This window comes from Teichococcus aestuarii (assembly GCF_003116135.1).
Classification (GTDB): domain Bacteria; phylum Pseudomonadota; class Alphaproteobacteria; order Acetobacterales; family Acetobacteraceae; genus Pseudoroseomonas; species Pseudoroseomonas aestuarii.
The window spans coordinates 150581-174345 of sequence record NZ_PDOA01000003.1 but is presented as its reverse complement, the minus strand read 5'-3'; the positions used below and the strand labels follow the sequence as shown (position 1 = coordinate 174345).

Here is a 23765-nt window from a genome sequence, read left to right as displayed (position 1 = left end):
ATGGCGCTCTCCCTGGTGGAGCCGGCGCTCCGCGTGGCGGTGGACGTCACCTTCCTGCGCATGGCGGCGCCGCCCGAGGGGCCGGCGCCCGCCCTGCCGGAGGGCAGCCGGGTGGAGCGCGTGGCGCGCTGCTCCGTGCCTTTCTACCGCTACCTCTACAACACGGTGGGGCAGGATTACGTCTGGTGGCTGCGCCGCGCCGCCGGCGATGCCGAGATCGCCGCCATCCTGGGCGACCCGGCCGTCTCCATCCATGTGCTCTACCAGGGCGGTGCGCCGGCCGGCTTCTTCGAGCTGGAGCGCCGCCCGGCCACGACGGCCCAGGCCGGCACCGTGAACATCGCCTATTTTGGCCTGCTGCCGCATGCGGTGGGCACGGGGGCGGGGCGCGCCTTCCTGCGCCATGCCATCGACATGGCCTGGGCCGAGGGCTGCGCCCTGCTGACGGTGAACACCTGCACCGCCGACCATCCCCGCGCCCTGCCCAACTACCTGGCCGCCGGCTTCACCCGGCTGCGCACGGTGCGCGAGATCTGGCCGGTGCCGGTGCGGCTGGGCCTGGCGGTCCCGTCCCACCTGCTGGCCTGAAGCGCCCCACGGCTTAGCCTTCCTTTACCTCCGCCTCCGACAATGGCGCCGGGCGTGAAGCCCGAGCCCTCCGGAGGTTCCGCATGGCCACAGCCTCATCCCCTCGCCAGGGCCGCCTGCCCATTGCCCTGCGCCTTGCAGCCCTGGCCCTGCTCGCGCTCCTGGCGCTGGCGGGGCTGACGGTGCATGGCCTGTCCGAGCGGCGGCAGGTCATGGAGGAGGGGCGCATCGACATGCTGCGCGCCGTGGTGGAGACGGTCATCGCCATCGCGGCGCACCACGCGGCGGAGGAGCAGGCGGGGCGGGCGGACCGCGCCACGGCCCAGGCGGCGGCGCTGCGCGCCATCCGCGCCATGCGCTACCGGGGTGACGAGTACGTCTTCATCACCGACATGGAGCCGCGGATGGTGATGCACCCCATCCGGCCGGCGCTGGAGGGGCAGGCGCTCGCCGCCAGCCGCGACCCCAGCGGCTTCCCCCTCTTCCTCGCCTTCGTCGAGACGGTGCGGCGCGCGGGAGGTGGGCTGGTGCCCTATCTCTGGCCGCGCCCCGGCGCCGAGAAGCCGGTGGAGAAGCTGAGCTACGTGCAGGGCTTCGCGCCCTGGGGCTGGGTGATCGGCACCGGCGTCTATGTCGATGACCTGCGCGCCGCCCAGCACGCGGCGCTGCTGCGGGAACTCGGCGTGGCGGGCGGCGTCGGGCTGCTGCTGGCGCTCTCCGGCCTGCTGGTCGGCCGCGGCGTGACCCGGCCTCTGAAGGCGCTGGAGGCGCGCATGCGCAGCCTGGCGGCGGGCGGCACGGCGGCGCCCGTGCCGGGGATTGGCCGTGGCGACGAGATCGGCGCCATGGCCGGCGCCGTGGCCGTGTTCCGCGAGGCCATGCTGGAGGCCGACCGGCTGCGGCAGGAGCGGGAGGTGGCGCGGCAGCAGGCGGAAGGCGCGCGGCACGATGCCCAGCGCGCCCTGGCCGCCGAGGTGGAGCAATCCCTCGGCAAGGTCTCCGGCCATCTCGAGCACTCCGCCGGCACGCTGGACGCCGCAACCCAGGCGATGGGCGCCACGCGCGATGCCATGGCCGCCGGCCTCGCCGCCGCCCAGGCCGACGCGGCGGCGACGGGCGAGAATGTCCGCGCCGTGGCGGCCGCGGCGGAAGAGCTGGCGCGTTCGGTCGAGGCCATCACTCGGCAGGTCGAGGAGAGCGCCGGCGCCGCGCGCCGCGCCTCCGCCGAGGCCCGCCAGGCGGACGAGACGGTGGGCAGCCTCACCGACACGGCGCGCCGCATCGGCGACGTGGTGCGGCTGATCAACGACATCGCCGGGCAGACCAACCTGCTGGCGCTGAACGCCACCATCGAATCGGCCCGGGCGGGGGAGGCTGGCAAGGGCTTCGCCGTCGTCGCCAACGAGGTGAAGGCCCTGGCCAGCCAGACCGCCCGTGCCACAGAGGAGATCGCCACGCAGATCAACGCCATGCAGCGGGTGACGGAGCAGGTGGTGGCGGCGATCCGCGGCATGGGCGGCGCCATCGAGCATTCCGGCACGGTGGCCACGGCCATCGCCGGCGCCATTGCCCAGCAGGGCGCGGCCACCCGGCAGATCGCGGCCCATGTGGCGGAGGCCACCACCGGCTCCAGGACGATGGGCCGCCGCATGGCGCAGCTGGGCGAGGGCATGGGCCTGAACGACGCGGCCCTGGCCCGCGTGCGCGAGGCGGGCAGCGCGCTGGGGCAGCAGGGGCAGGCCCTGCGGCAGGCGGTCGACGGGCTGGTGGCGCGGCTGCATGGCGGCGCCCCGACCTGACGGCCGCCCCCGGCACGCAAAAGGCCCGGAGGAAAGCCTTCCCCCCGGGCCCTGCGTCTCACACCCCCGGAGGGGAGATTACTGGGCGGCGGCGATCTGCTTCTGCAGGATCTCGGCGGCCTGGGCGGCGTTGCCCCAGCCCTTCACCTTCACCCACTTGCCCGGCTCCAGGTCCTTGTAGCGGGTGAAGAAGTGCTCGATCTGGTCGCGGGTGATCTTCGGCAGATCCTCCAGCTCCTTCACGTCGGTGTAGGCGAGGGAGATCTTGTCGTGCGGCACGCAGACGAGCTTCTCGTCCTGGCCGCTCTCATCCTCCATGAACAGCACGCCGATGGGGCGGGCGCGGATCGCGGCGCCGGGCACCACGGGGGCCGGCACCAGCACCAGCGCGTCCGACGGGTCGCCATCGTCGGCCAGCGTGCCGGGGACGAAGCCGTAGGCGGCCGGATAGGCCATCGGCGTGAACAGGAAGCGGTCCACCACCACCGCGCCGCTGTCCTTGTCCACCTCGTACTTCACCGAGCTGCCCTGGGGGATCTCGATGACGACGTTGATGTCGTGCGGCGGGTTCTTGCCGGTGGAAAGCTTGGTCACATCCATGGGGGGCATCCGTTTCGTGGCAATGCGGAGGCTGGTTAGCAGGGGGCGGCGGCGGCGGCAATTCGGCCGCGCGGCGGGGCTTGCGGGCGCCGTGGCCGCTCGCGCACCATGGGCGGCCCCATGCGCCGCGGAAGAAGGCCCGCCGGCCCGGGGCTAGGGAGAGAGCAGCGCCATGACCACCCGTCGTTCCCTGTTGGCGGCCGCCTGGGCGGTGCCGTTGGCCGCCGCCGCGCCGGGCATCCTGGCCCGCGCCGCCCTGGCGCAGGCACCGACCGCGCAGGCACCGACCGCGCAGGCACCGGCCGCGCAGGCACCGATTGCGCAGGCACCGGCCGCGCCGGCCCTGGTGGAACGGCGGGAATTCAGCTTCCAGGGCTACACCACGCGCGGCGGCGCCAGCATTCCCGCCATCCGCACCGGCTACCAGACCGCCGGCACGCTGAACGCCGCCGGCGACAACGCGGTGCTGGTGACGCATTTCTTCAGCGGCAACGGGCATGCCTTCGGCCGGCTCCAGGCGGAAGGCCCGGCGGGGTGGTGGGATTCCATCATCGGCCCCGGCCGGCCGATCGACACCGAGCGCTACTTCGTCGTCGCATCGGACACCCTGGTGAACCTCAACGCGCCGGACCGGCATACCATCACCACCGGCCCCGCCTCGGTGAACCCCTCGACCGGCCGGCCCTGGGGGATGAGCTTCCCCGCCGTCTCCATCCGCGACTTCGTCGAGGTGCAGAAGCGGCTGCTGGACCATCTGGGCGTGAAGAAGCTCGCTCTGGTCGCCGGGCCCAGCATGGGCTCGCTGCAGGCCATTGAATGGGCGGCGGCCTATCCGGAGATGGTCGAGCGCGTCATGCCGGTGATCGGCACCGGCGAGATGGATGCCTGGATGCTGGGCTGGCTGGATCTCTGGGCGGCGCCCATCCGCATGGACCCGGCCTGGCGCAATGGCGACTATTACGGCCAGGGCCGCGAGGCGCCGCTGCGCGGCCTGGCCGAGGCGCTGAAGCTCGTCACGCTGCATTCGCGCGACCGCGGCTGGGCCGGCCAGTTCGGCCGCCGCCCGGCCGAGGGGCAGGACCCCGCCCGCCGGGTGCAGGACCGCTTCGCCATCGAGGCCGCGCTGGATGCCGCCGCCGCCGCCCGCGCCAAGGTCTCGGACGCCAACTCCTTCCTCTACCTCGTCCGCGCCAACCAGCTCTTCCTGAACGAGTATGCGGGGCTGGAGGCCGCCCTGGCCAAGGCCGGCGGCCGCTGGCTGGTGGTGCCGAGCCGGGGAGACCGCGTCTTCCCCATCGAATACAGCGAGGAGCTGGTGGCGGCGCTGCGCCGCGCCGGCCGGCCCGTCAGCCAGGCGGTGCTGACCGGCACCCAGGGTCATCTGGAAGGGGTGGTCGGCATCGCCCAGGCCGAGGCGCAGATCCGGGAGTTCCTTGCCCGCTGAGGCCCAGTCGGTCTAGCAGAGGGGGCAGCGGCGAATCGCCCCATCCTCTCATGCGCCCGTAGCTCAATGGTCAGAGCGGGCCGCTCATAACGGCTTGGTTGCGGGTTCAAGTCCTGCCGGGCGCAGAGGGACGGCGTGATTGCGAGAAACGGCGCGCGCCGCACCAAGCTGCCCTTGCGGAGCGGAACAAAATTGCGCGAGATATCGCGCCCGGCGCCATGGACAGTGCGCCATTCCCCCGCCGGAGGAACGCGTGTCCGCGACCGCCCCGCCCTTCAACCCCGCTGCGGTGCTTCCCGCCGGCTGGGCTCCCGCCTCCCTGGCCCCCGGCTCCCGGGGGCGAAGGCCGCATCCCTGGTCGCCGGCCTGGTGCCAGGGCAGGAGCCCGCTCTTCTGGCTGGGCGCCAACGGCGCGGTGCTGCTCGGCTATCTGGTGCTGGGCTGGGCGGTGGGCCGCTTCTTCGCGGCCTATGGGCTGTTTCCCTCGCCCATCTGGCTGCCCGCCGGCCTGGCCGCGGCGGCGGCCATGCTGGGGGGATGGCGACTCGCGCCCGGTATCTTCCTTGGCTCCCTGGTGGTGAACGGGTCGGTCCTCGGCAGCGACTGGGGGCTGGCGGCGGTGGTGTCGCTCGGCAATGCGCTGGGGCCGCTGGCCGGCGCGGCGCTGTCGCGCCGCTTCCGCCCGGCGCCCGGCCTGTTCACCCGCTTCGGGGGGGTGGTGGCCTTCCTCGCCGGCCTCGTGCTGCTGCACGCCCTCATCACCGCCAGCACCGGCACGCTGGCGCTGTGGTGGCTGGGCGGGGCGCGGCCTGAGGAACTGCCCGGGCTGTGGAGCGGCTGGCTGCTCTGCGATGCCGGCGGCACCTTCTACTTCACCCCCTCCCTGGCCATGTGGCTGGGGCTGGAGCGCACGCCCCCCCAGCGCGGCCGAAGCTGGCTGGTGCTGGATGGCGCCGTGTGGCTGGCCACGGCGGGCCTGGCGGCGCTGGTCTTCTCCTTCCGCCTGCCGGAGGGGCTGCCCACGGCGCAGATGGTCTTCCTGCTGGCGGTGCCGCTGTCCTGGATCGCCCTGCGCATCTCGCTGCGCGCCGCCTACACGCTGCTGACCCTGATCTGCGTCATCGCCTCGGCCGGCACGGTGATGGGCTACGGCCCCTTCCAGTCGGGAGCCGTGGCCAACCCGATGCAGTCGGTCGGCCTGCTGATCGTATTGTGCGCCATGAACATCCTGACGCTGATCGCCCTGGTCAGCGAGCGGCGGGAGGCGGAGGCGGCGCTGGCGGAAGCCAACCGCACGCTGGAATGGCGCGTCGCCGCCCGCACGGAGGAATTGCGACGAGAGGCGGAGACCGATTCGCTCACCGGCCTGGCCAACCGCCGCAGCTTCTTCCACCGGGCCGAGGCGATGCTGCGGCGGGACCGCGCGGTGGGGCAGCCCTTCTGCCTGCTCGCCCTCGACCTCGACTATTTCAAGGCGATCAATGACAGCGCCGGCCACGCCGCGGGCGATGCCGTGCTGCGCGCCGCCGCCGAGCGCCTGGTGGCCCAGCTCCGCGCGCAGGACCTGCCGGGGCGGATCGGCGGCGAGGAGTTCGCCGTGGCACTGCCGGGCACCGATCTGGCGGAGGGAGCGCGCGTGGCGGAGCGGCTGCGCGCGGTGCTTTCCACCGTGCCGCTGCCGCCGGCGGTGGGGCGGGCGCGCCTCTCGGCCAGCCTCGGCATCGCCTCGGCCGGGCCGCAGGACCAGAACCTGGAGGACCTGCTGCGGCGGGCCGATGCCGCCCTCTACGCGGCCAAGCGCGGCGGCCGCGACCAGGCACAGGAGGCGGTTTGAAGGGCAGGGGCCGAACCCTCACGCTTGGCGCGCAGGCCCGGTCTGGCTAGAACCGGGGCTGAACCTCTGCCCGGAATAGTGTGACCATGGCCGCTCAGTACGTTTTCGTCATGAAGGATCTCACCAAGTCCTACCCGGGCGGGCGTGAGATCTTCAAAGGCATCACCCTCTCCTTCCTGCCCACCGCCAAGATCGGCGTGCTGGGTCCGAACGGCGCCGGCAAGTCGACGCTGATGCGGATCATGGCGGGCATGGACAAGGAGTTCGGCGGCGAGGCCTGGGCGGCCGACGGCGTCAAGATCGGCTACCTCTCGCAGGAGCCGCAGCTCGATGCCAGCAAGACCGTGGGCGAGAACGTCCGCGACGCCTTCGGCACGCTGGCGGCCGACCTTGAGCGCTTCAACGAGATCTCGATGAAGTTCGCCGAGGAGATGAGCGAGGATGAGATGAACACCCTCCTCGCCGAGCAGGCCGAGCTGCAGGAGCGGATCGACGCCGCCAATGGATGGGATCTGGACCGCACCATCGACATCGCGCTCGACGCGCTGCGCTGCCCGCCGGCCGAGAGCGGCGTGACCAGCCTCTCGGGCGGCGAGCGCCGGCGCGTGGCGCTGTGCAAGCTGCTGCTCGAGAAGCCCGACCTGCTGCTGCTCGACGAGCCGACCAACCACCTCGACGCCGAGAGCGTGTCCTGGCTGGAGAAGACGCTGCGCGACTACCAGGGCGCCGTGCTGATCGTCACCCACGACCGCTACTTCCTCGACAACGTCACCAACTGGATCCTCGAGGTCGACCGCGGCCGCGGCATCCCCTACGAGGGCAACTACTCCGCCTACCTGACCGCCAAGCGCAAGCGCCTGCAGCAGGAGGAGAAGGAGGAGAGCACCCGCCAGCGGCAGCTGGCCGAGGAGCAGGAGTGGATCGGCCGCAGCCCCGCCGCCCGCCAGGCCAAGAGCAAGGCGCGCATCCAGGCCTATGAGGAGCTGCTGGCCAAGAGCCTGGACCGCGCGCCGGACCCCACCGAGATCCAGATCCCGCCGGCGCCGCGCCTCGGCAACCTCGTCATCGAGGCGGAGGACCTGCGCAAGGGCTTCGGCAACAACCTGCTGATCGACGGCCTCTCCTTCAAGCTGCCGCCGGGCGGCATCGTCGGCGTCATCGGGCCGAACGGCGCCGGCAAGTCCACGCTGTTCAAGATGATCACCGGCAAGGAGAAGCCGGATGGCGGCTCGCTCAAGATCGGCGAGACCGTCTCCCTCGGCTATGTCGACCAGAGCCGTGACACGCTGGATGACAAGCGCACCGTCTGGCAGGAGATCTCGGACGGCGAGGACCTGATCATGATGGGCAAGCGCGCCGTGCCGAGCCGCGCCTATGCCGCCGCCTTCAACTTCAAGGGCGGCGACCAGCAGAAGCCCGTGGGCGTCCTCTCGGGCGGCGAGCGCAACCGCGTGCACCTGGCCAAGATGCTGCGCAAGCCGCACAACGTCATCCTGCTCGACGAGCCGACCAACGACCTCGACGTGGACACCCTCCGCGCGCTGGAAGAGGCGCTGGTGGATTTCGCCGGCTGCGCCGTGATCATCAGCCACGATCGCTGGTTCCTCGACCGGCTGGCGACGCACATCATGTCCTTCGAGGGCGACAGCCACGTCGAATGGTTCGAGGGCAACTATCAGGCCTACGAGGCGGATCGACGTCGACGCCTTGGCGCGGCGGCCGATCAGCCGCACCGTATCAAGTACCGGCCGCTCACCCGGTAAGCCGGTGGATGGCCTGGCGCGGGTGGAATCCCCGCATGCGGTGCGCACGCCCCGTCTGGTGCTGCGCCCCGTCGGGCCTGGGCATCTGGCCGACCTCGTCGCCCTGAAGGGCGACGAGGCCGCCTTCGGCCTGATGCTCCACGGCACCCGCAGCCCGGCCCAGGCGCGGCAGGACCTGGAGGACGACATGGCCTTCTGGGCCGTGCGCGGCTACGGCACCTGGGCCGTGCATCTGGCGGAGAGCGAGGCCTTTCTCGGCATCGTGGCGCTGTCGGAGCGGCCGGATGGGCGAGGGGTGGCGCTGCGCTTCGCGCTCTGGCCGCACACCCGCGGCAAGGGCTATGCGCGGGAGGCCGCCCGCGCGGCGGTCGAATTCGGCCACCGGCAGGCCGGCCTGCCCCGCATCATCGCCGTGGCGCGGGAGGACAACCGCGCCTCGCGCGGTGTGCTGGAGGATCTTGGCCTGCGCTGTGCGGGCGAGTTTCCGCGCGATGGGCACCGCATGCTGGTCTATGAGAGCCTGCGGCCGCCGGCACCGCCCGCGCAGCAGGGCGAAGGCTGATCGACAGGCCGGGTGGGGGCGATGCCCCGACCCGGCCTTTTTCATGTGCTCCGCCCTATTGTGGCAGTTCTGCCACATTTGAGGCGGCGGCCTGCCCTGCGTCCTGACAGTAATCCCCTGTTAACTAATGAACCGGAAGAAGCCCCTGCGGCCTTCGCCCCTCAAACAAGGCAAGGCTGCCATGATTGTGTTTAAAATGTGGCGAACCTGCTCTATCCAGCCGGACAGGGAAGGAAGCGCGGGCTTGAAGGTTCTGCCGGATGATGTCTCTTCGCCGTCTCGCCCTGTTGGGCCTCCTCCTGGGCGCCAACCTTGTCGCGCCGGCCGCGCAGGCGCAGGATTTCACCCTGCGCGCCGCCATCGGCGGGGGCGGGGTGCCTTACGCGCAGAAGGACTCCTTCCTGGTCGCCACGCTGGGCGGGCCCAAGGCTGGCAAGGTGGCGCTCGCCACCAGCCTGCCGCTGGCCGCCCTCGCCAGGCCGGTCTTCGAATCCCGCCCGCTCTATGTGCTGGGGGGCGGGGTGGGGCTGGGGCGGCTTGGCCAGGCACGGCTTTCACTGGATGGGCAGTTCGCCGCCGCCGCCAACCCGGCGCCCGATGAGGCGCGCGCCATGCTGGGGCTGGCCCGGCTGCGCCTGGTGTTCTGAGCCGCCTCAGCCCGTGGCGGCGAGGCGCGCCATGGCCGAGGCGGTGGCCTCCTCGGCCGGGAAGAAGGCCTCGATCGTCACCTCCGCCAGCGTCACATCCACCGCCGTGCCAAACACGGTGGTGGTGCTGAGGAAGCTGAGCGGCCCCGCCGCGCTCGCCAGCCGCAGCGGCACGGCGATGCCCGCCTCCTCCACCGGCACGGGCCGCGCCCCGCGCGCCTGGGGTGGCGGCGGATACGCCTTCAGCTCCTCCAGCAGCCGCATCAGCACGGGGTCGGCCGAGCTTCGTGCCTCATGCCCCAGCCGCGCCAGCAGATGGGCGCGCCATTCGGCGTAGTTCAGGATGCGGTCCGCCAGCCCCTCCGGGTGCAGGCTGAGGCGCAGCACGTTCACCGGCGGCCGCAGCAGCGGCGGCGCCACCGCCCCGATCAGCACGCCGATGGCGGCATTGGCCGCCAGCAGCGTCCAGTGCCGGTCCACCGCCAGGGCGGGGTGGGGCATGTGGCCGTGCAGGATGCGCTCCATCGCCTGCCGCGCCGAGGCCAGGTCGGGCGCCTGCCAGGGCCGCTCCCGGTAGACCGGCGCGAAGCCCGCCGCCGCCAGCAGGGCGTTGCGCTCGCGCAGCGGCAGGCCGAGCGGCTCCGCCAGCCGCAGCACCATGGCGCGGCTTGGCATGGCGCGGCCGGATTCCAGGCAGCTCAGGTGCCGCTGGGAGATCTCGGCCTCCAGCGCCAGCGCCATCTGGCTCATCCGCCGCCGTTGCCGCCACTGGCGCAGCAGCGTGCCGGCCGGGAGTGGTTCGATACCCATCATGCGCCGAGCCTAGCCACCGCATCCGCCGCCGGACAATGACCTCCGAGGTCATCGACCCGCCGCCGGCGGTGGGGAGAGGATCGGCCCCGGCGGCACCGCAGCCCGCGGCGCCGAAGCGATGCGAGGAACCGATCATGATGGCGTGGACCGAACACCTTTCCCTGCGGCGCCTGCTGGCAGCCGATGCGGCGAGCTGCGCGCTGATGGGGGCCGCCCTGCTGGCGGCGCCGCAGGCCCTGGGCGGCTGGACCGGCCTGCCGCCGGCGCTGCTCTCCGGGGCGGGGCTGGCCCTGCTGCCGGTGGCGGCCTTCATGGCGCTGCTGGCACGCGGCGGCGCCGTGCCGCGCTGGGGGCTGGCGGTGGTGCTGGGCGGCAATGCGCTGTGGGTTGTGGCCAGCCTGATGCTGCCGCTGCTCCGGCTGGTGGCGCCGAACGCACTGGGATGGTCCTTCCTGCTCGGCCAGGCTGGCTTCGTCGCCGCCCTGGCCTGGCTGGAGGGCGCCGCCGCCCGTGCCCGGCCGGCCCTGGCCTGAGGCGGCGCGCCATGACCTGCTACGCCATCGGCCTGCTGCACGATGTGGAGATGGGGCCGGGCATCCTGGCCTATCTGGAGGGGATCGATGCCACGCTGGCGCCTTTCGGCGGGCGCTACCGCATCCATGGCGGGGTGCCGGAGATGCTGGAAGGCGCCTGCGACCGCGACCTGATCGTCATCGCCTTTCCCGACCGGGCGGCGGCCCGGGCCTGGTACGGATCGGCGGCCTACCAGGCCCTGCTGCCGCACCGGCTGCGCCATGCCCGGGGTGCGGTGTTCCTGATCGACGGCGTGGCGGAGGGCCACCGCGCCACGGACATCCTGCGGCGCGGTGGCTGAGGCCTCAGGCCCCGCGCCGCCGCGCCAGCAGCTTCACCCCCAGCATGGCGCCGCCGATCACCAGGAAGGAGAGGGCGGTGGAGACGGTGCCGAGGGCGTAGAGCACCGGCGTCGTCACCGTCGTCGTCATGCCGAGGATTTCTAGCGGCAGGGTGTTGCCGCTGCCGGCGGTGAGCAGGGTGCGGGCGAACTCGTCGAAGGAGAGGGTGAAGCCGAACAGCGCGATGCCTACCACGCTCGGCGCGATGATCGGCAGCACCACGTGCCAGAAGCTCTGCCAGGGGGTGGCGCCCATGTCGCGCGCCGCCTCCTCCCAGCTGCGGTCGAAGCGGTTGAACACGGCGAACATGATCAGCAGGCCGAAGGGCAGCGTCCAGGTGAGCTGCGCGCCGAAGGCGGAGGAGTACCAGGCAGGCTCCCACTCCATCCGGTTGAACAGCAGCCCGACGCCGAGGCTGACCAGGATGGACGGCACGATCAGGCTGGCGAGGGTGAGATAGAACAGCGCGCCGCTACCGGGGAAGCGGCGGCGGAAGGCCATGCCGGCGGCGAGCGAGATGACCACCGTGCTCGCCGTCACCATCGCCGCCAGCAGCAGCGTGCGCGTCATCGAGGCGCCGAGGTCGCCCACCGCCTGCGGCTGGAACAGCCGGCCGAACCAGTGCAGCGAGACGCCGTTCATCGGGAAGGTCAGCCCGCCATCCGGTCCCTGGAAGGAGAGGATGGTGATGGTGAGCGTCGGCCCGTAGAGGAACAGCAGGAACAGCACGAACAGCGTGCCGAGCAGGATGCGCGCCGTGCGTCCGGGCATGGGCTCAGAGCTCCTTGCGGATGTCGATGGCGCGCAACATCGCCGCCACCAGCAGCAGCACCATGGCCAGCAGCACCACCGCGTTGGCGGCCGCCGCCGGATACTGCATCAGCCCGATCTGGTTGCTGATCATCAGCCCCACCGAGGCGCTCTGCCCGCCGCTCATCAGCCGCACCGTGGCGAAGTCGCCCATCACCAGCACAACGACGAAGATGCTGCCGATGCCGATGCCCGGCTTGCACAGCGGTAGGATGACGCACCACAGCGTCTGCCAGAAGCCGGCGCCGGCATCGCGCGCCGCCTCCAGCAGCCGGCGGTCGATGCGCATCATGGTGTTGAAGATCGGCACCACCATGAACAGCGTGTAGAGGTGGACGAAGGCCAGGATCACCGAGAAATCCGAGAAAAGCAGGAATTCCAGCGGCTGCTCGATCAGGCCCGCGCCCATCAGCGTGTTGTTCATGATGCCGTTGCGGCCGAGGAAGGGTACCCAGGCGATCATGCGGATCAGGTTGCTGGTCCAGAAGGGCACGGTGCAGAGGATGAAGAGCACCGTGCGCCAGGTCGCGTCCTGCACCACGAAGGCCAAATAGTAGGCCAGCCAGAAGCCGAGCGCGAAGGTCACCAGCCAGGTGAGGCCGGCGAACCACAGCGTCTTGAGATAGGTCTGCCACGTCACCGGGGAGGCGAAGACCTCCTGGTAATTGGTCAGCACGAAATCCGGAATCAGGCTGAAGCTGTCATAATCGTAGAAGCTGACGACGACGATCAGCGCGATCGGCAGCAGCAGGAAGGTGGCCAGCACCAGCGCCAGCGGCGCGGCCTGCAGCCAGGGGAACCATCGGGACATGCGCGCGCTCCAACTCCGGGCCTTCCAGGGGGCGCCGCCCCCTGGACCCCCGCCGGGGTGACCGTGTCACCCCGGACCCCGCCATCGTGTGCGATCGCTGCAGGCGGCAACGCCGGAAGCGTGAATCGCACACGCAAACAAAATCAGGCCGCGATGAACTCGTTCCACTTCTGGATCATGTAGCGGTCCTCGTTCATCACCGAGTTCCAGCAGACGACCTTGCCCATGCGGTCCGTGAAGGAGCCGCCATCGCGCACCGCGCCGGCCTTCTCCATCACCTTGCCATCGGGGGCGACGATGTCGGCGGTGGCGGGCTTGCCCTCCATCCAGTAGCCCCACTCATTCTCGCTCATGTTGGCCTTCGCCGTCTCCAGCACCGCCGAGTAGTAGCCCTGGCGGTTGAGGAAGGCGCCGCACCAGCCGGAGAGATACCAGTTCATGTACTCATAGGCCGCGTCCAGCTCGAGGCCGGAGAGGTGGCGCATCAGGCCGAGGCCCGAGCCCCAGGCGCGGTAGCCCTCGGCCAGCGGCTGGTAGACGCAGGGGATGCCGCGCGAGCGCACGGCGGTGACGGCCGGCGACCACATGGACTGGATGACGACCTCGCCCGAGGCCATCAGGTTCACGCTCTCGTCGAAGCTCTTCCAGAAGGCGCGGAACTGGCCGGCGCGCTTGGCCTCGATCAGGAAGGCGATGGTCTTGTCGATCTCGGCGCGGGTCATGTTGCCCTTGTCGCCGTATTTCACGATGCCGGCGCTCTCCGCCACCATCGCAGCGTCCATGATGCCGATGCCGGGGATGTTCAGGATGCTCGCCTTGCCCTTGAAGGCGGGGTCCAGCAGGTCCTTCCAGTGGGTGATGGGGCGGCCCACCAGGTCGGGGCGGATGCCCAGCGTGTCGGCGTTGTACACGGTCGGCATCAGCGTCATCAGATCGGTGCGCTTGCCGGCGAAGGTCTTCGCATCCTTGCTTTCGACGAAGCCCACCGAGAAGGGCGAGGTGCCCTGGCCCGGCGCGCTCTCCGGCGTCAGGCGGCCGGTGGTGAAGATCGGCACGATCTTGTCGGCCAGCTTGATGCGCTTGGTGTCGATCGGCTGCAGCGCGCCGGTCGGGTACACCTTCTTGATGCTGAAATATTCGATGTCCGCGATGTCGAAGCTGCGCGCCTGGGTGGCGGCGCGCTGCGCCACGGCGTCGGTGTCGGTCACCGTCAGCTGCAGGGTGAAGCCGAGGTCCTTCTTCACCTGCTCGGCGATCGGGTTGAGGCCCGAGACGCCGGTGCCGATCTGCCGCAGCGTCACGTTGCGGATGTTCTGCGCCCACAGCGTGGGGAAGCCGGTGACGGCGCCGCTGCCCAGGGCCGCGCCAGCCAGCGCCAGCGCGCCGCGGCGGGTGAGGGAGGGCTGAGTCTTCTTCTGCTCGGTCATCTTGTACGCTCTCCTGGTCAGGCGGTCTGGCTGAGGGGGTGGGCGTCCTGCGCCGCCCAGCCCAGCGTGGCGGCCTCGCCCGGGGCCACGGGCGCGGCGTGGAACAGGCCATCCGGCAGCAGCGCCTCGGCGGTCTGGCCGTCCCCGGCCCGCACCACCACGCGCACCGCGGCGCCCTGGTACTCGACGGTGGTCACCTGGCCGGCCAGGCTGGCGCCGTCACTGGCGCCGCCTTCCGGCACCGGCGTCAGCCGGGTGCGGTCCGTGCGCACGGCGAAGCGGCCGCCCGGCAGGTCCAGCACATTGTGGCCGCCGATGAAGCGGGCGACGAAGGCGCTGGCCGGCTTCTCGAAGATCTCGCGCGGATGCGCCGCCTGGGCGATCCGCCCATGGTCCATCACCACGGCGATGTCGGAGAGGGCCATCGCCTCCTCCTGCCCATGGGTGACATGGATGAAGGTGATGCCGAGCTCGCGCTGCAGCCGCTTCAGCTCCTCGCGCATCTGGGTGCGCAGGAAGGGGTCGAGGGCGGAGAGCGGCTCGTCCAGCAGCAGCACCTTGGGGCGGGTGATCAGCGCGCGGGCCAGCGCCACGCGCTGCTGCTGGCCGCCCGAGAGCTGCGCCGGCAGCCGGTCCGCCATCTTCTCCAGCTGCACCAGCTTCAGGAACCCGGCCGCCTGGGCCAGCCGCTCTGCCTTGCCCACGCCACGCATGCGCAGCCCGAAGGCGATGTTCTCCAGCGCCGTCAGGTGCGGGAACAGGGCATAGGACTGGAACATCATGGCCGTGCCGCGCGCCGCCGGCGGCAGCAGCGTCACATTGCGGCCGGAGAGCAGGATGTCGCCTTCGCTCACCGTCTCATGCCCGGCGATCATGCGCAGCGTGCTGGTCTTGCCGCAGCCCGAGGGGCCGAGCAGGCAGCAATAGCTGGCGGCCGGGATCGAGAGCGAAATCCCGTCCACCGCCGCCGGGCCATGGCCGTACCGCTTGGTGACGCCGATCAGTTCCACATCCGGTCGCAATCGCCCGATCCCATTCCGGTTCGTGTCGGCGCGGAGGGTATGCAAGGGATGCGCCAGGAGCTGGACCGCTGCGCGGGCAGGCGTCGCCCCCGCGGAAACAGGGACCGTAAGGGCCGGAAGCACACGAAAACGAGAGGTGCTATGCCTTGATTTTGGGCAGATAGGGCCGCCCTGCCCGTAGCCTGCTCAAGTTGTTCACAAGTCCAAACAGACCTTACATTCATCCACCATCTTGATGATGCGCGCTGCCGGGAGACCATGTCGAATGGCGGCAGGAGAGCAAGCGATGGCGGACGCGAGGCCCCCGGGCTTTAACCTGAACATAGGCTTGTCAGACGTCGTAGGACTGAAGCCGGTTCTCGACGATCTGGTGGACATGGCCTGGGAGCCGGGCTGGAGCCCCGCGGCGCTGAGCCGGCTGGTGCGGCTGTGCGATGATCTGAAGCGCAGCCTGGAGCCGGCGGTCTGGCAGATGGCCTGCGCCGAGATGCTGGTCCACCCGCTGCACCGGCTGATGCTGGAGGACCCTCTCATCCGCGCGGCACAGGATCTGGCGGGCCGCCCCGGCCTGCTGCCGCTGCTGCAGGACCTGCTGCTGCGGCATGAGACGGTGCGGGACCGGCTCAGCCAGGCCTCGCGCGCCGGGCGCGACCTGTTCGAGGCAACCGCCGCGCTCGGCTATTTCAGCGCCTTGCAGGGGCAGCCCGCCTTCCTCGCGCGGGTGATCGAGGCGGTGCTGGAGCGCCGCCCGGGGGCCGAGGTGCTGAGCCTGGGGGCAGGGCACCTGCGGGAGGCCGCCATGCTGGCCCAGCCCGGCAAGCTCGGGCGCTGGGTGGCGCAGGAGACGGACCGCGGCGTCATCGCCACGCTGCGCAGGGGGCTGCCGCCCGGGCTGCCGCTGCGCAGCCTGCGCTGCAACCTCTCCTCCTTCGTCCGGAAGCCTTATCTGCGCGGCTGCTTCGACCTGATCCTGCTGCCGGACCTGCCGGGCTGCGGCACCGGCAGCTGGCCGAAGGAGCTGGTGGATTCCGCCTTTGCGGCGCTCAAGCCGGGCGGCCTGCTGCTTCTGGGCAGCGCCGGCCCCGCCCCGCCGGAGGCAGCCTGGATGGAGGTGTTCCTGGGTCTGCGGCCCTGCTGGCGCAGCCTGGAGGAGATGGAGGCCCTGCTGGCCGCTGTGCCGCCGGCGGAGGCGCGGCGGCCTCGGGTATTCCAGGGCATCGGCGGAGGCGTCGAGGGGCGGCGGCTCTACGCCATGGTCGAGCGGCGCTGAACGGGCGGAACAACGCCCGGAAGCGGCGGCCATCCACCAGGGGGCAGCGCCGCCCTGGCGGATGGCCGCCGGAAGGTCCTCAGGGGTTCTCGCGCGCCGCCAGCGCCGCCACCTGGCGCCGCATGGCATCCAGCAGGGCGGAAACCTGGCCGCCATTGCGGCTGATCACGGCGGAGTACTCGCTGCGCTGGGTGAGCCGCAGGGAGGTGCCTTCCGCGATCACGTCCACCACGCGCGGCTGGCCGCCCACCTCGCCCACCCGCCAATCGAGGCTGAACGGGGCGGTGTTGGGGCGCTCGATGACGGTGTTCACCAGCGCGTCGTCCTCGGTGCGCTGCTGGCTACGGCCCAGGCTGAAGCGCACGCCCTCATACTCGCCGAAGCGGGCGGAGAGATTGCGGATCAGCGTCTCCTCGAACAGCTTCATGTATTCCTGCTGCTCCGCCGGGGAGGCGGTGCGCCACCAGCGGCCGAGGATGAAGCGGCCCACCCCCTCCACATCCACGGCGCGGCGCAGGATCGCGGCCACACGTTGCCGGCGCTCGGCCACGGGCGCGCGGGAGTTGAGGGCGCCCACCAGCTCCTGGCCAGTGGCCTCGATGAAGTTGGCGGCGCGGTTGATGTCCATCTCCGCCCGCGCCGGGGAGCTTCCGAGCGCGACCATGGAGAAGGGGGCAGCCCATGCGGCGGCCAGCAGGGAACGGCGGTGCATCCTGTTCTGTCTCATCTTGTGTTCAAGCCCGCTCAGTTGCGGCCGGGCGGGTTGCCCGCAGTCCCGAGCCCCGTGCCCCAGGCATTGCCGGAAGACGGATTGGCACCGCTGTTGCGGATCTCCGACTGGCGGCGCTGGCGATAGGCGCTGCGGAACGTGGCATACGGGTCGAGGCTGGTTTCCTTCACCGAATCAATCGTCTCGATCAGCCTTTCGCGGGTGTCGAGCACGGTCAGGCCGGTGATGCCATAGCCGATGTTCTCTATCGTGTTGTCGCCATTGGCGACCACCCAGGTCACCGGGTTGGAGACGATATCCAATCCAAACCCCGTCAGGTCACGCGGGTTGCTCGGGCCCAGCACCGGAATGAACAGGAACGGGCCTTCGCCCAGGCCCCAGACCGCCAGGGTCTGGCCGAAATCCTCGGTGTGTCCGGGCAGGCCGAAATTCTTCGCCACGTCGAAGATGCCGCCGACGCCCAGGGTGGTGTTCAGCAGGAACCGGCCGAGGGTGGTGCCGAAGCGCTGCGTCTCGCCCTGCAGGCCATCGTTCAGCAGGATGACGGGGCTGCGCAGGTTGGCCAGCACGTTGCCCACGCCGGTGCGGACCGGCTGCGGCAGCACGAAGCGGTAGACCTCCGCCGCCGGGCGCAGCAGCACCGTGTCGATCCCGTTATGCACCGTGTACATGGTGCGGTTGAAGGGCTCGAGCGGGTCGTTGGTCTGCTCGTACTCCGCCAGGGCTTCGGGCTCGTTCGCTGGGGGACGCGTGGCGCAGGCCGAGAGGGCCAGCATGCCGAGCAGCAGAAGAAGCGGGCGGCGGTAGGGGTGCATGGGCGGGGCGTTTCCTGGGGGTCGGGAAGGCTGGGGGGAGCAGAGGGGGGAGCGGTTGGCCGGCAACATACATGCTGGGATGAATGCCAGGAACATCTAAAGGCCAAGCTGGCTTAAACAACCCCGTGCGTGTACCGCATTCATTTCCATCGCCCGGTGCAGTATGGGGGAGGCATGAACCACTTCGCCGACCACGCCGCCCCCGAAGCGCCGCAGGGCGCCCAGCTTGGCTCCTCCCAGACGGGTGCCCCGGGCACCCTGCAGCGCTGGTTGACCGGCCCGCGCGTGGCCGGCCTGCCCGTGCCGACCGAGCTGCCCCCGCCCGCGCTCTCCTTCGAGTTCTTCCCGCCCCGCACCGAGGCGCTTGAGCAGCAGCTCTGGACCTGCGTGCGGCGGCTGGAGCCGCTGGCGCCGCGCTTCGTCTCCGTCACCTACGGCGCCGGCGGCACCACGCAGGAGCGCACCCACGCCACCGTCGCCCGCCTGGTGCGGGAGACCAGCCTGACGCCGGCCGCGCACCTGACCTGCGTCGGCGCCAGCCGCGGCGAGGTGGACGACGTCGCCCGCCGCTACTGGGCCGATGGCGTGCGCCATATCGTGGCGCTGCGCGGCGACGCCCCGGCCGGCGAGGCGGGCTACGTGCCCCACCCCGATGGCTACGCCTACGCCGCCGATCTGGTGGCCGGGCTGCGCAAGGTCGGCGACTTCGAGATCTCGGTGGCCGCCTATCCGGAGACCCACCCCACCGCCAGCTCCGCCCAGCACGACCTGGACAACCTCAAGCGCAAGATCGACGCCGGCGCCACCCGCGCCATCACCCAGTATTTCTTCGATACCGAGGTGTTCCTGCGCTTCCTCGACCGCTGTCTCGCCGCCGGTATCACCGTGCCGATCGTGCCGGGCATCCTGCCGGTCTCCAACTTCAACCAGGTGCGCAAATTCTCCGCCATGTGCGGCGCCAGCGTGCCGGGCTGGATGGGCAAGCTGTTCGAGGGGCTGGACGACGACCCGGACACCCGCCGCATGGTGGCCGCCGCCCTGGCCGCCGAGCAGGTGCGGCTGCTGCAGGCCAATGGCGTGGACGAGTTCCACTTCTACACCCTCAACCGCGCCGACCTGACCTATGCCATCGCCCATATCCTGGGCGCCCGGCCAAAGGTGGCGGCGGCGCTCTGAGCGGAGGCCCCCTCCCGTGGGGGGCCTTCAGCCCCGCCGCGCCAGCCGGGCATAGACCGGCTTCAGCAGGAAGGGGCTGAGGAAGAGCGGGAACTGGCAGAGCACGAAGAACAGCAGGATGCGCGGCTCCGTGCTCGCCGGCATCACCGCCAGGTAGAGCGCCATGTTGCGGTTGCCCGAGAGCAGCCCGGCGGAGAGCGAGAGGCGCCGCCCCGCGGGGCGGAAGACCAGCGCCGTGGCCAGGTTCAGGCCGAGGCAGCCGGCGAAGGCCAGGGCCACGCCGCCCAGCACCAGCCCCGGCTCGGCCAGCAGCAGCGCCAGCACCCCATCCATCACGCCGAAGCCGTAGAGCACCACCAGCAGCACCACCGCGCCATCCACCGCGCCGCCCCAGCGGGCGAGGCGCGCCGGGCCGGCCATCTGCCGGATGGCCAGCGAGACCACCAGCGGCAGCCCCACCACCAGCGCCAGCCGCGCCATCAGCCCGGCCACGGTGATGGAGAGGTCGATGCCCAGCAGCCCCAGCGCCAGCGGCGGCGCGGTGAAGGGCACCAGCAGGGTGGAGAGCAGCGAGGCCACCAGCGCCACCTCCCCATCCAGCCCCACCAGCCGGGCGAAGGCGGGGGAGGAGGTGGCGGCGCAGCCGGTGGCGACGATGACCAGCCCCGCGCCCATCGGCCCGTCCAGCCCCACCGCCTGGGTCACGGCGAAGGCCAGCAGCGGGCAGCCCAGCAGCAGCCAGGCCAGCAGCGCCGCCACCAGCAGCGGCCGCCGCAGATAGGCCAGCACCTGCACCGGATCGACCCGCAGCAGCACCAGCGTCATCAGCAGCGCCACGATCGGCGTCACCGCCTCGCGCAGGGCGGCGGCGAGCGGCGGGATGAACAGGCCGGCGAAGATGCTCACCGCCAGCAGCACGCCACCCTGCCGGGCGGACCATTCCAGGGCGCGGATCGGCAGGCTGAGAATGGCGGTAACTCCTCCCGGCAAGCGGCCGGAGGTTGGCCGCGTTCGTGACCCGTTCTATATCCAGCCTGTGCCCTCGCCAATCCTGCCCCTCCTCGCCCTTCCCCTGCTCCTGCTGCTGGGCGCCGCCCCGGCCGCGGCGGCCTGCACGGACGCCCCCGCGCCCGGGGTGGACTGGCGACGCTGCCTGCAGGACGGGCAGGACCTGCACGGCGTGGACCTGACCGGCGCCGTGCTGCGCGACGCCAGCTTCGCCCGGGCCCGTCTGGGGCAGGCGAAGCTGGTCAAGGCGGATGCGCCCTCCGCCCGCTTCACCTCGGCCGATGCCACAGGAGCCGACTTCTCCGGCGCCGTGCTGCGCGGCGCCGAGTTCACCCGCGCCCGGCTGGCCGGCGCCCGCTTCGTGCGGGCCGACCTGCGCGGCGCCCGCTTCTTCCGCGCCGACCTGACCGATGCCGACCTGACCGGGGCGGAGCTGTCGGGCGCTGACCTGGGCACCGCCACGCTGGACGGCGCGCTCTGGGTCGATGGCGCCCGGCGCTGCGCCGCCGGCTCCGTGGGGTTCTGCCAATGACGACGATGCCCGCCTCCGCCGCCGCCGCCGACTACCTGGCCCGGCTGAACCCCGAGCAGCGCGCCGCCGTGGAGACGGTGGACGGGCCGCTCCTGGTGTTGGCCGGCGCCGGCACCGGCAAGACGCGGGTGCTGACCACCCGCTTCGCCCATATCCTGATGACGCGGCGGGCCTTCCCCAGCCAGGTGCTGGCCGTCACCTTCACCAACAAGGCGGCGCGCGAGATGCGCGAGCGCGTCTCCGCCATCCTCGGCCAGCCGGCGGAGGGGCTGTGGCTCGGCACCTTCCACGCCCTCTGCGCCCGCATGCTGCGCCGCCATGCCGAGCTGGTGGGGCTCGACAGCAACTTCACCATCCTCGACACGGACGACCAGATGCGCCTGCTGAAGCAGGTGATGGACGCCGCTGGGGTGGACCAGAAGCGCTGGCCGCCGCAGGGGCTGATGGCCGTCATCCAGCGCTGGAAGGACCGCGGCTGCACCCCGGCCCGCATCACCCCGGCCGAGGATTCGGACTTCGCCAACAACCGCGCCCGCAGCCTCTACGCCGCCTACCAGGAACGGCTGCGCCAGGTGAACGCCACCGATTTCGGCGACCTGATGCTGCATGTGGTGGAGATCCTGCGCACCCACCCGGACGTGCTGGCCGACTACCACCGCCGCTTCCGCTACATCCTGGTGGACGAGTACCAGGACACCAACCTGGTGCAGTATCTCTGGCTGCGCCTGCTGGCCCAGCGGGAGGACCCTTCGCAGCGCAACATCTGCTGCGTGGGCGATGACGACCAGTCGATCTATTCCTGGCGCGGCGCCGAGATCGAGAACATCCTCCGCTTCGAGAAGGATTTCCCGGGCGCCACCATCGTGCGCCTCGAATCCAACTACCGCTCCACCACTCCCATCCTGGGCGCCGCCGCCGGGCTGATCGCCCGCAACAGCGGCCGCCTGGGCAAGACGCTGCGGCCGGGGCGGGAGGATTCGCGGGGCGAGAAGGTGCGCGTCGTCTCGCTGTGGGATTCGGAGGAGGAGGCCCGCATGGTGGGCGGCCGCATCGAGGCCGCGCGGCGGGAGGGGCACAACCTCGCCGAGATCGCCATCCTGGTCCGCACCGGCTCGCAGACCCGCGCCTTCGAGGAGCGGCTGATCACGCTCGGCATCCCCTACCGCGTGGTGGGCGGGCTGAAATTCTACGAGCGGGCCGAGATCCGCGACGCCATGGCCTATCTGCGCGTGCTGCAGCAGCCGGCGGACGACCTCGCCTTCGAGCGTATCGTCAACACCCCCAAGCGTGGGCTGGGCGACACGGCGCTGCGCGCCATGCACCAGCTCGCCCGCGCCGAGGGGGTGCCGCTGCTGGTGGCGGCGGACCGGATGACGGCGATGGGCGCGCTGCGCCCGAAGCCGCGCCAGGCGCTGCGCGAGCTGCTGGAAGGCTTCGCCCGCTGGCGCGAGGGGCTGGGGCGGGAGGGGCATGTGGTGGTGGCCGCCACCCTGCTGGAGGAATCCGGCTACACGGAGATGTGGAAGCAGGACAAGTCGCCCGAGGCGCCCGGGCGGCTCGAGAACCTGAAGGAGCTGATCCGGGCGCTCGGCGAGTTCGAGACGCTCGCCGGCTTCCTCGAGCACGTGTCGCTGGTGATGGAGAGCGACCAGGCCCCCGAGGCCGAGCGGGTCAGCCTGATGACGCTGCACGCCGCCAAGGGGCTGGAGTTCGACACGGTGTTCCTCCCCGGCTGGGAGGAGGGGCTGTTCCCGCACCAGCGCTCGCTGGACGAGAGCGGCGACAAGGGGCTCGAGGAGGAGCGGCGCCTCGCCTATGTCGGCATCACCCGGGCGCGGAAACGCTGCATCATCAGCCATGCCGCCAACCGCCGGCTCTATGCCAACTGGAGCAGCGCCATCCCCAGCCGCTTCCTGGAGGAGCTGCCGCCCGAGCATATCGAGCAGGAGGGCGGCGCGCGGGCCGAGCGCAGCCGCATGATGGCGGCGCCCTCGGTGTTCTCCGGCCAGTTCCCGCTGGTGGCGCGCAAGCCACGCATCATCGAGGCCGGCGCCTGGGAGGTCTCGGAGCGGCCGGCGAAGAATGCCGCCATCCCGCCCGGCACGCGGGTTTTTCACCAGAAATTCGGCTATGGGCGTGTCGTGAGCACCGACGACAACAAGCTGGACGTCGAATTCGACAAGGCGGGGCGGAAGCGCGTGCTCGACAGCTTCGTGGAAAAGGCCTGATGAACCGCCGCCATCCCCAGACCCTGGAAACCCTGACCATCGACGGCCTGCCGGAAGAGGCGGTGCCGCATTTCGAGGCGGCGCTGCAGACCGTCTGCCCCACCGTGGGCTACTTCAAAGACGACCCGACCGACACCTGGGGCCTGGAGGCGGTGCGCGAGACCGGCGTGGGCGACGAGGAGCTGCTGCCCGCCCTGGTGCTGGCCTCGGCGCTTTCCGGCATCGAGATGCCCGAGCTGAAGCGCGCGCCGGTGGAGGCGGAGGGCTGGCTGGCCCGCACCGTGCAGGCCTTCCCCGAGCAGGAGATCGGCGCCCGCGTGCTGATCCGGCCCAGCCACATGCCCAACCCCGTCACCTATGGCCGCACCGTGCTGCGGCTGGATGCCGGCCTCGCCTTCGGCTCCGGCGAGCATGGCTCGACGCGCGGCTGCCTGATTGGCTTCGAGGGCATGGCGCACCGCCGGCCGCGCCGCATCCTCGACCTTGGCACCGGCTCGGGCATCCTGGCCATGGCCGCGGCCAAGCGGTTGCACCGCAAGGTGCTGGCCACCGATATCGAGCCCTGGAGCGTGCGCATCGCCGCCGAGAACGCGCGGATGAACGGGCTGCGCAACCTGCTGGAGGCCAGGCTGGCCGATGGCTGGCGCCACCGCGGCGTGCGCGCCGGCACCTACGACCTGGTCTTCGCCAACATCCTGGCACGGCCGCTCTGCGCCATGGCCAAGAGCCTGTCGGACCATCTGGCGCCGGGCGGCACCGCCATCCTGGCCGGGCTGCTGGGCACGCAGGTGCGGATGGTGCTGGCCGCGCACCGCCGCGCCGGCATGGTGCTGGAGCGGCGCATCGACCAGGGCGCCTGGTCGGCCCTGGTGCTGCGCAAGCGCTGAAAATGGAACCGCCCCGCATCTGGGGGGATGCGGGGCGGTTCTGGTCGGGAGCGGCACCGGGGGGAGGGGGGGAGGAAGCGCCGTT

General features: G+C 71.4%; 23 protein-coding genes and 1 tRNA gene. 15 read left to right on the top strand and 9 right to left on the bottom strand.

The genetic code is table 11. The annotated features are described in order from the left end of the window. Positions 1 to 588 (top strand): GNAT family N-acetyltransferase, encoded by a 588-nt coding sequence (locus tag CR165_RS06240; protein ID WP_109516112.1) that lies wholly within the window; start codon positions 1 to 3, stop codon positions 586 to 588. An 83-nt stretch (positions 589 to 671) separates the two neighbouring features. Beyond that, positions 672 to 2387, top strand: coding sequence for a methyl-accepting chemotaxis protein (locus CR165_RS06235; protein WP_109516111.1), 1716 nt, complete (start codon positions 672 to 674; stop codon positions 2385 to 2387). Positions 2388 to 2465: 78 nt separating this feature from the next. Here the strand turns inward: CR165_RS06235 and ppa are convergent, their stop codons facing one another. Further along, the gene (ppa, locus tag CR165_RS06230; RefSeq protein WP_109516110.1) at positions 2466 to 2987 is read right to left on the bottom strand and encodes an inorganic diphosphatase; all 522 of its coding nucleotides are present in this window, start codon (positions 2985 to 2987) and stop codon (positions 2466 to 2468) included. A 172-nt stretch (positions 2988 to 3159) separates the two neighbouring features. Between ppa and CR165_RS06225 the strand changes: the two genes are divergently transcribed. The 6 genes from CR165_RS06225 to CR165_RS06200 all read left to right on the top strand — a co-directional run bounded on the left by CR165_RS06225 (position 3160) and on the right by CR165_RS06200 (position 9237). Further along, the gene (locus tag CR165_RS06225) at positions 3160 to 4431 is read left to right on the top strand and encodes an E22 family MetX-like putative esterase (RefSeq protein WP_109516109.1); all 1272 of its coding nucleotides are present in this window, start codon (positions 3160 to 3162) and stop codon (positions 4429 to 4431) included. A gap of 52 nt (positions 4432 to 4483) precedes the next feature. After that, positions 4484 to 4556: transfer RNA gene (locus CR165_RS06220), tRNA-Ile, on the top strand. 128 nt (positions 4557 to 4684) lie between these two features. Then, the gene (locus tag CR165_RS06215; RefSeq protein ID WP_181378021.1) at positions 4685 to 6265 is read left to right on the top strand and encodes a GGDEF domain-containing protein; all 1581 of its coding nucleotides are present in this window, start codon (positions 4685 to 4687) and stop codon (positions 6263 to 6265) included. Positions 6266 to 6351: 86 nt separating this feature from the next. Next, positions 6352 to 8028 (top strand): energy-dependent translational throttle protein EttA, encoded by a 1677-nt coding sequence (gene ettA / locus CR165_RS06210; RefSeq protein ID WP_109516107.1) that lies wholly within the window; start codon positions 6352 to 6354, stop codon positions 8026 to 8028. Between the two features lie 40 nt (positions 8029 to 8068). After that, a complete protein-coding gene (locus tag CR165_RS06205) occupies positions 8069 to 8590 on the top strand; it encodes a GNAT family N-acetyltransferase (protein WP_245906173.1) in 522 nt (173 codons plus the stop codon). 263 nt (positions 8591 to 8853) lie between these two features. Continuing rightward, on the top strand, positions 8854 to 9237 hold the full coding sequence (locus CR165_RS06200) for a hypothetical protein (protein WP_146201837.1): 384 nt from the start codon (positions 8854 to 8856) through the stop codon (positions 9235 to 9237). 6 nt (positions 9238 to 9243) lie between these two features. Here CR165_RS06200 and CR165_RS06195 read toward each other — a convergent pair whose 3' ends face one another. Next, a complete protein-coding gene (locus CR165_RS06195) occupies positions 9244 to 10050 on the bottom strand; it encodes a helix-turn-helix domain-containing protein (RefSeq protein WP_219929700.1) in 807 nt (268 codons plus the stop codon). 137 nt (positions 10051 to 10187) lie between these two features. Here CR165_RS06195 and CR165_RS06190 point away from each other — a divergent pair, with 137 nt between their 5' ends. Continuing rightward, positions 10188 to 10583 (top strand): hypothetical protein, encoded by a 396-nt coding sequence (locus tag CR165_RS06190; protein ID WP_219929699.1) that lies wholly within the window; start codon positions 10188 to 10190, stop codon positions 10581 to 10583. An 11-nt stretch (positions 10584 to 10594) separates the two neighbouring features. Next, positions 10595 to 10924 (top strand): DUF1330 domain-containing protein, encoded by a 330-nt coding sequence (locus tag CR165_RS06185; protein ID WP_109516103.1) that lies wholly within the window; start codon positions 10595 to 10597, stop codon positions 10922 to 10924. Positions 10925 to 10928: 4 nt separating this feature from the next. On the opposite strand, the gene CR165_RS06180 is transcribed toward CR165_RS06185, so the two are convergent. The 4 genes from CR165_RS06180 to CR165_RS06165 all read right to left on the bottom strand — a co-directional run bounded on the left by CR165_RS06180 (position 10929) and on the right by CR165_RS06165 (position 15034). Then, the gene (locus CR165_RS06180) at positions 10929 to 11735 is read right to left on the bottom strand and encodes an ABC transporter permease (protein WP_109516102.1); all 807 of its coding nucleotides are present in this window, start codon (positions 11733 to 11735) and stop codon (positions 10929 to 10931) included. Between the two features lie 4 nt (positions 11736 to 11739). Then, positions 11740 to 12585 (bottom strand): ABC transporter permease, encoded by an 846-nt coding sequence (locus tag CR165_RS06175; protein ID WP_109516101.1) that lies wholly within the window; start codon positions 12583 to 12585, stop codon positions 11740 to 11742. 143 nt (positions 12586 to 12728) lie between these two features. Next, positions 12729 to 14012 (bottom strand): ABC transporter substrate-binding protein, encoded by a 1284-nt coding sequence (locus tag CR165_RS06170; RefSeq protein WP_109516100.1) that lies wholly within the window; start codon positions 14010 to 14012, stop codon positions 12729 to 12731. Positions 14013 to 14029: 17 nt separating this feature from the next. Beyond that, a complete protein-coding gene (locus CR165_RS06165; protein ID WP_109516099.1) occupies positions 14030 to 15034 on the bottom strand; it encodes an ABC transporter ATP-binding protein in 1005 nt (334 codons plus the stop codon). Between the two features lie 328 nt (positions 15035 to 15362). On the opposite strand from CR165_RS06165, the gene CR165_RS24905 reads away from it, so the two are divergent. Next, the gene (locus CR165_RS24905; RefSeq protein ID WP_181378019.1) at positions 15363 to 16304 is read left to right on the top strand and encodes a hypothetical protein; all 942 of its coding nucleotides are present in this window, start codon (positions 15363 to 15365) and stop codon (positions 16302 to 16304) included. Positions 16305 to 16383: 79 nt separating this feature from the next. Here the strand turns inward: CR165_RS24905 and CR165_RS06155 are convergent, their stop codons facing one another. Both CR165_RS06155 and CR165_RS06150 read right to left on the bottom strand, forming a co-directional pair. Beyond that, the gene (locus CR165_RS06155) at positions 16384 to 17016 is read right to left on the bottom strand and encodes an MlaC/ttg2D family ABC transporter substrate-binding protein (RefSeq protein WP_245906172.1); all 633 of its coding nucleotides are present in this window, start codon (positions 17014 to 17016) and stop codon (positions 16384 to 16386) included. A gap of 32 nt (positions 17017 to 17048) precedes the next feature. After that, complete coding sequence (locus CR165_RS06150; RefSeq protein WP_109516096.1) at positions 17049 to 17849, bottom strand: MlaA family lipoprotein; 801 nt, start codon at positions 17847 to 17849, stop codon at positions 17049 to 17051. 174 nt (positions 17850 to 18023) lie between these two features. Here CR165_RS06150 and metF point away from each other — a divergent pair, with 174 nt between their 5' ends. Further along, on the top strand, positions 18024 to 19025 hold the full coding sequence (gene metF, locus CR165_RS06145) for a methylenetetrahydrofolate reductase (RefSeq protein WP_109516095.1): 1002 nt from the start codon (positions 18024 to 18026) through the stop codon (positions 19023 to 19025). A gap of 27 nt (positions 19026 to 19052) precedes the next feature. On the opposite strand, the gene CR165_RS06140 is transcribed toward metF, so the two are convergent. Beyond that, on the bottom strand, positions 19053 to 20015 hold the full coding sequence (locus CR165_RS06140; RefSeq protein WP_245906171.1) for a hypothetical protein: 963 nt from the start codon (positions 20013 to 20015) through the stop codon (positions 19053 to 19055). Here CR165_RS06140 and CR165_RS06135 point away from each other — a divergent pair. Genes CR165_RS06135 through CR165_RS06125 form a run of 3 tightly spaced genes read left to right on the top strand, consistent with a single transcriptional unit; the run spans position 19993 to position 23680 of the window. Then, entirely contained in the window at positions 19993 to 20565 is a 573-nt protein-coding gene (locus tag CR165_RS06135) for a pentapeptide repeat-containing protein (RefSeq protein ID WP_181378018.1), read from the top strand. The two genes, CR165_RS06140 and CR165_RS06135, sit on opposite strands and share 23 nt — an antisense overlap. Further along, positions 20562 to 22793 (top strand): ATP-dependent helicase, encoded by a 2232-nt coding sequence (locus CR165_RS06130; RefSeq protein WP_109516094.1) that lies wholly within the window; start codon positions 20562 to 20564, stop codon positions 22791 to 22793. The genes CR165_RS06135 and CR165_RS06130 overlap by 4 nt, the downstream gene beginning before the upstream one ends. Continuing rightward, positions 22793 to 23680 carry a 50S ribosomal protein L11 methyltransferase gene (locus CR165_RS06125; protein WP_109516093.1) on the top strand — a complete coding sequence of 296 codons (888 nt, stop codon included), beginning with the start codon at positions 22793 to 22795 and terminating at the stop codon, positions 23678 to 23680. The genes CR165_RS06130 and CR165_RS06125 overlap by 1 nt, the downstream gene beginning before the upstream one ends. The last annotated feature ends 85 nt before the right edge of the window (positions 23681 to 23765 follow it).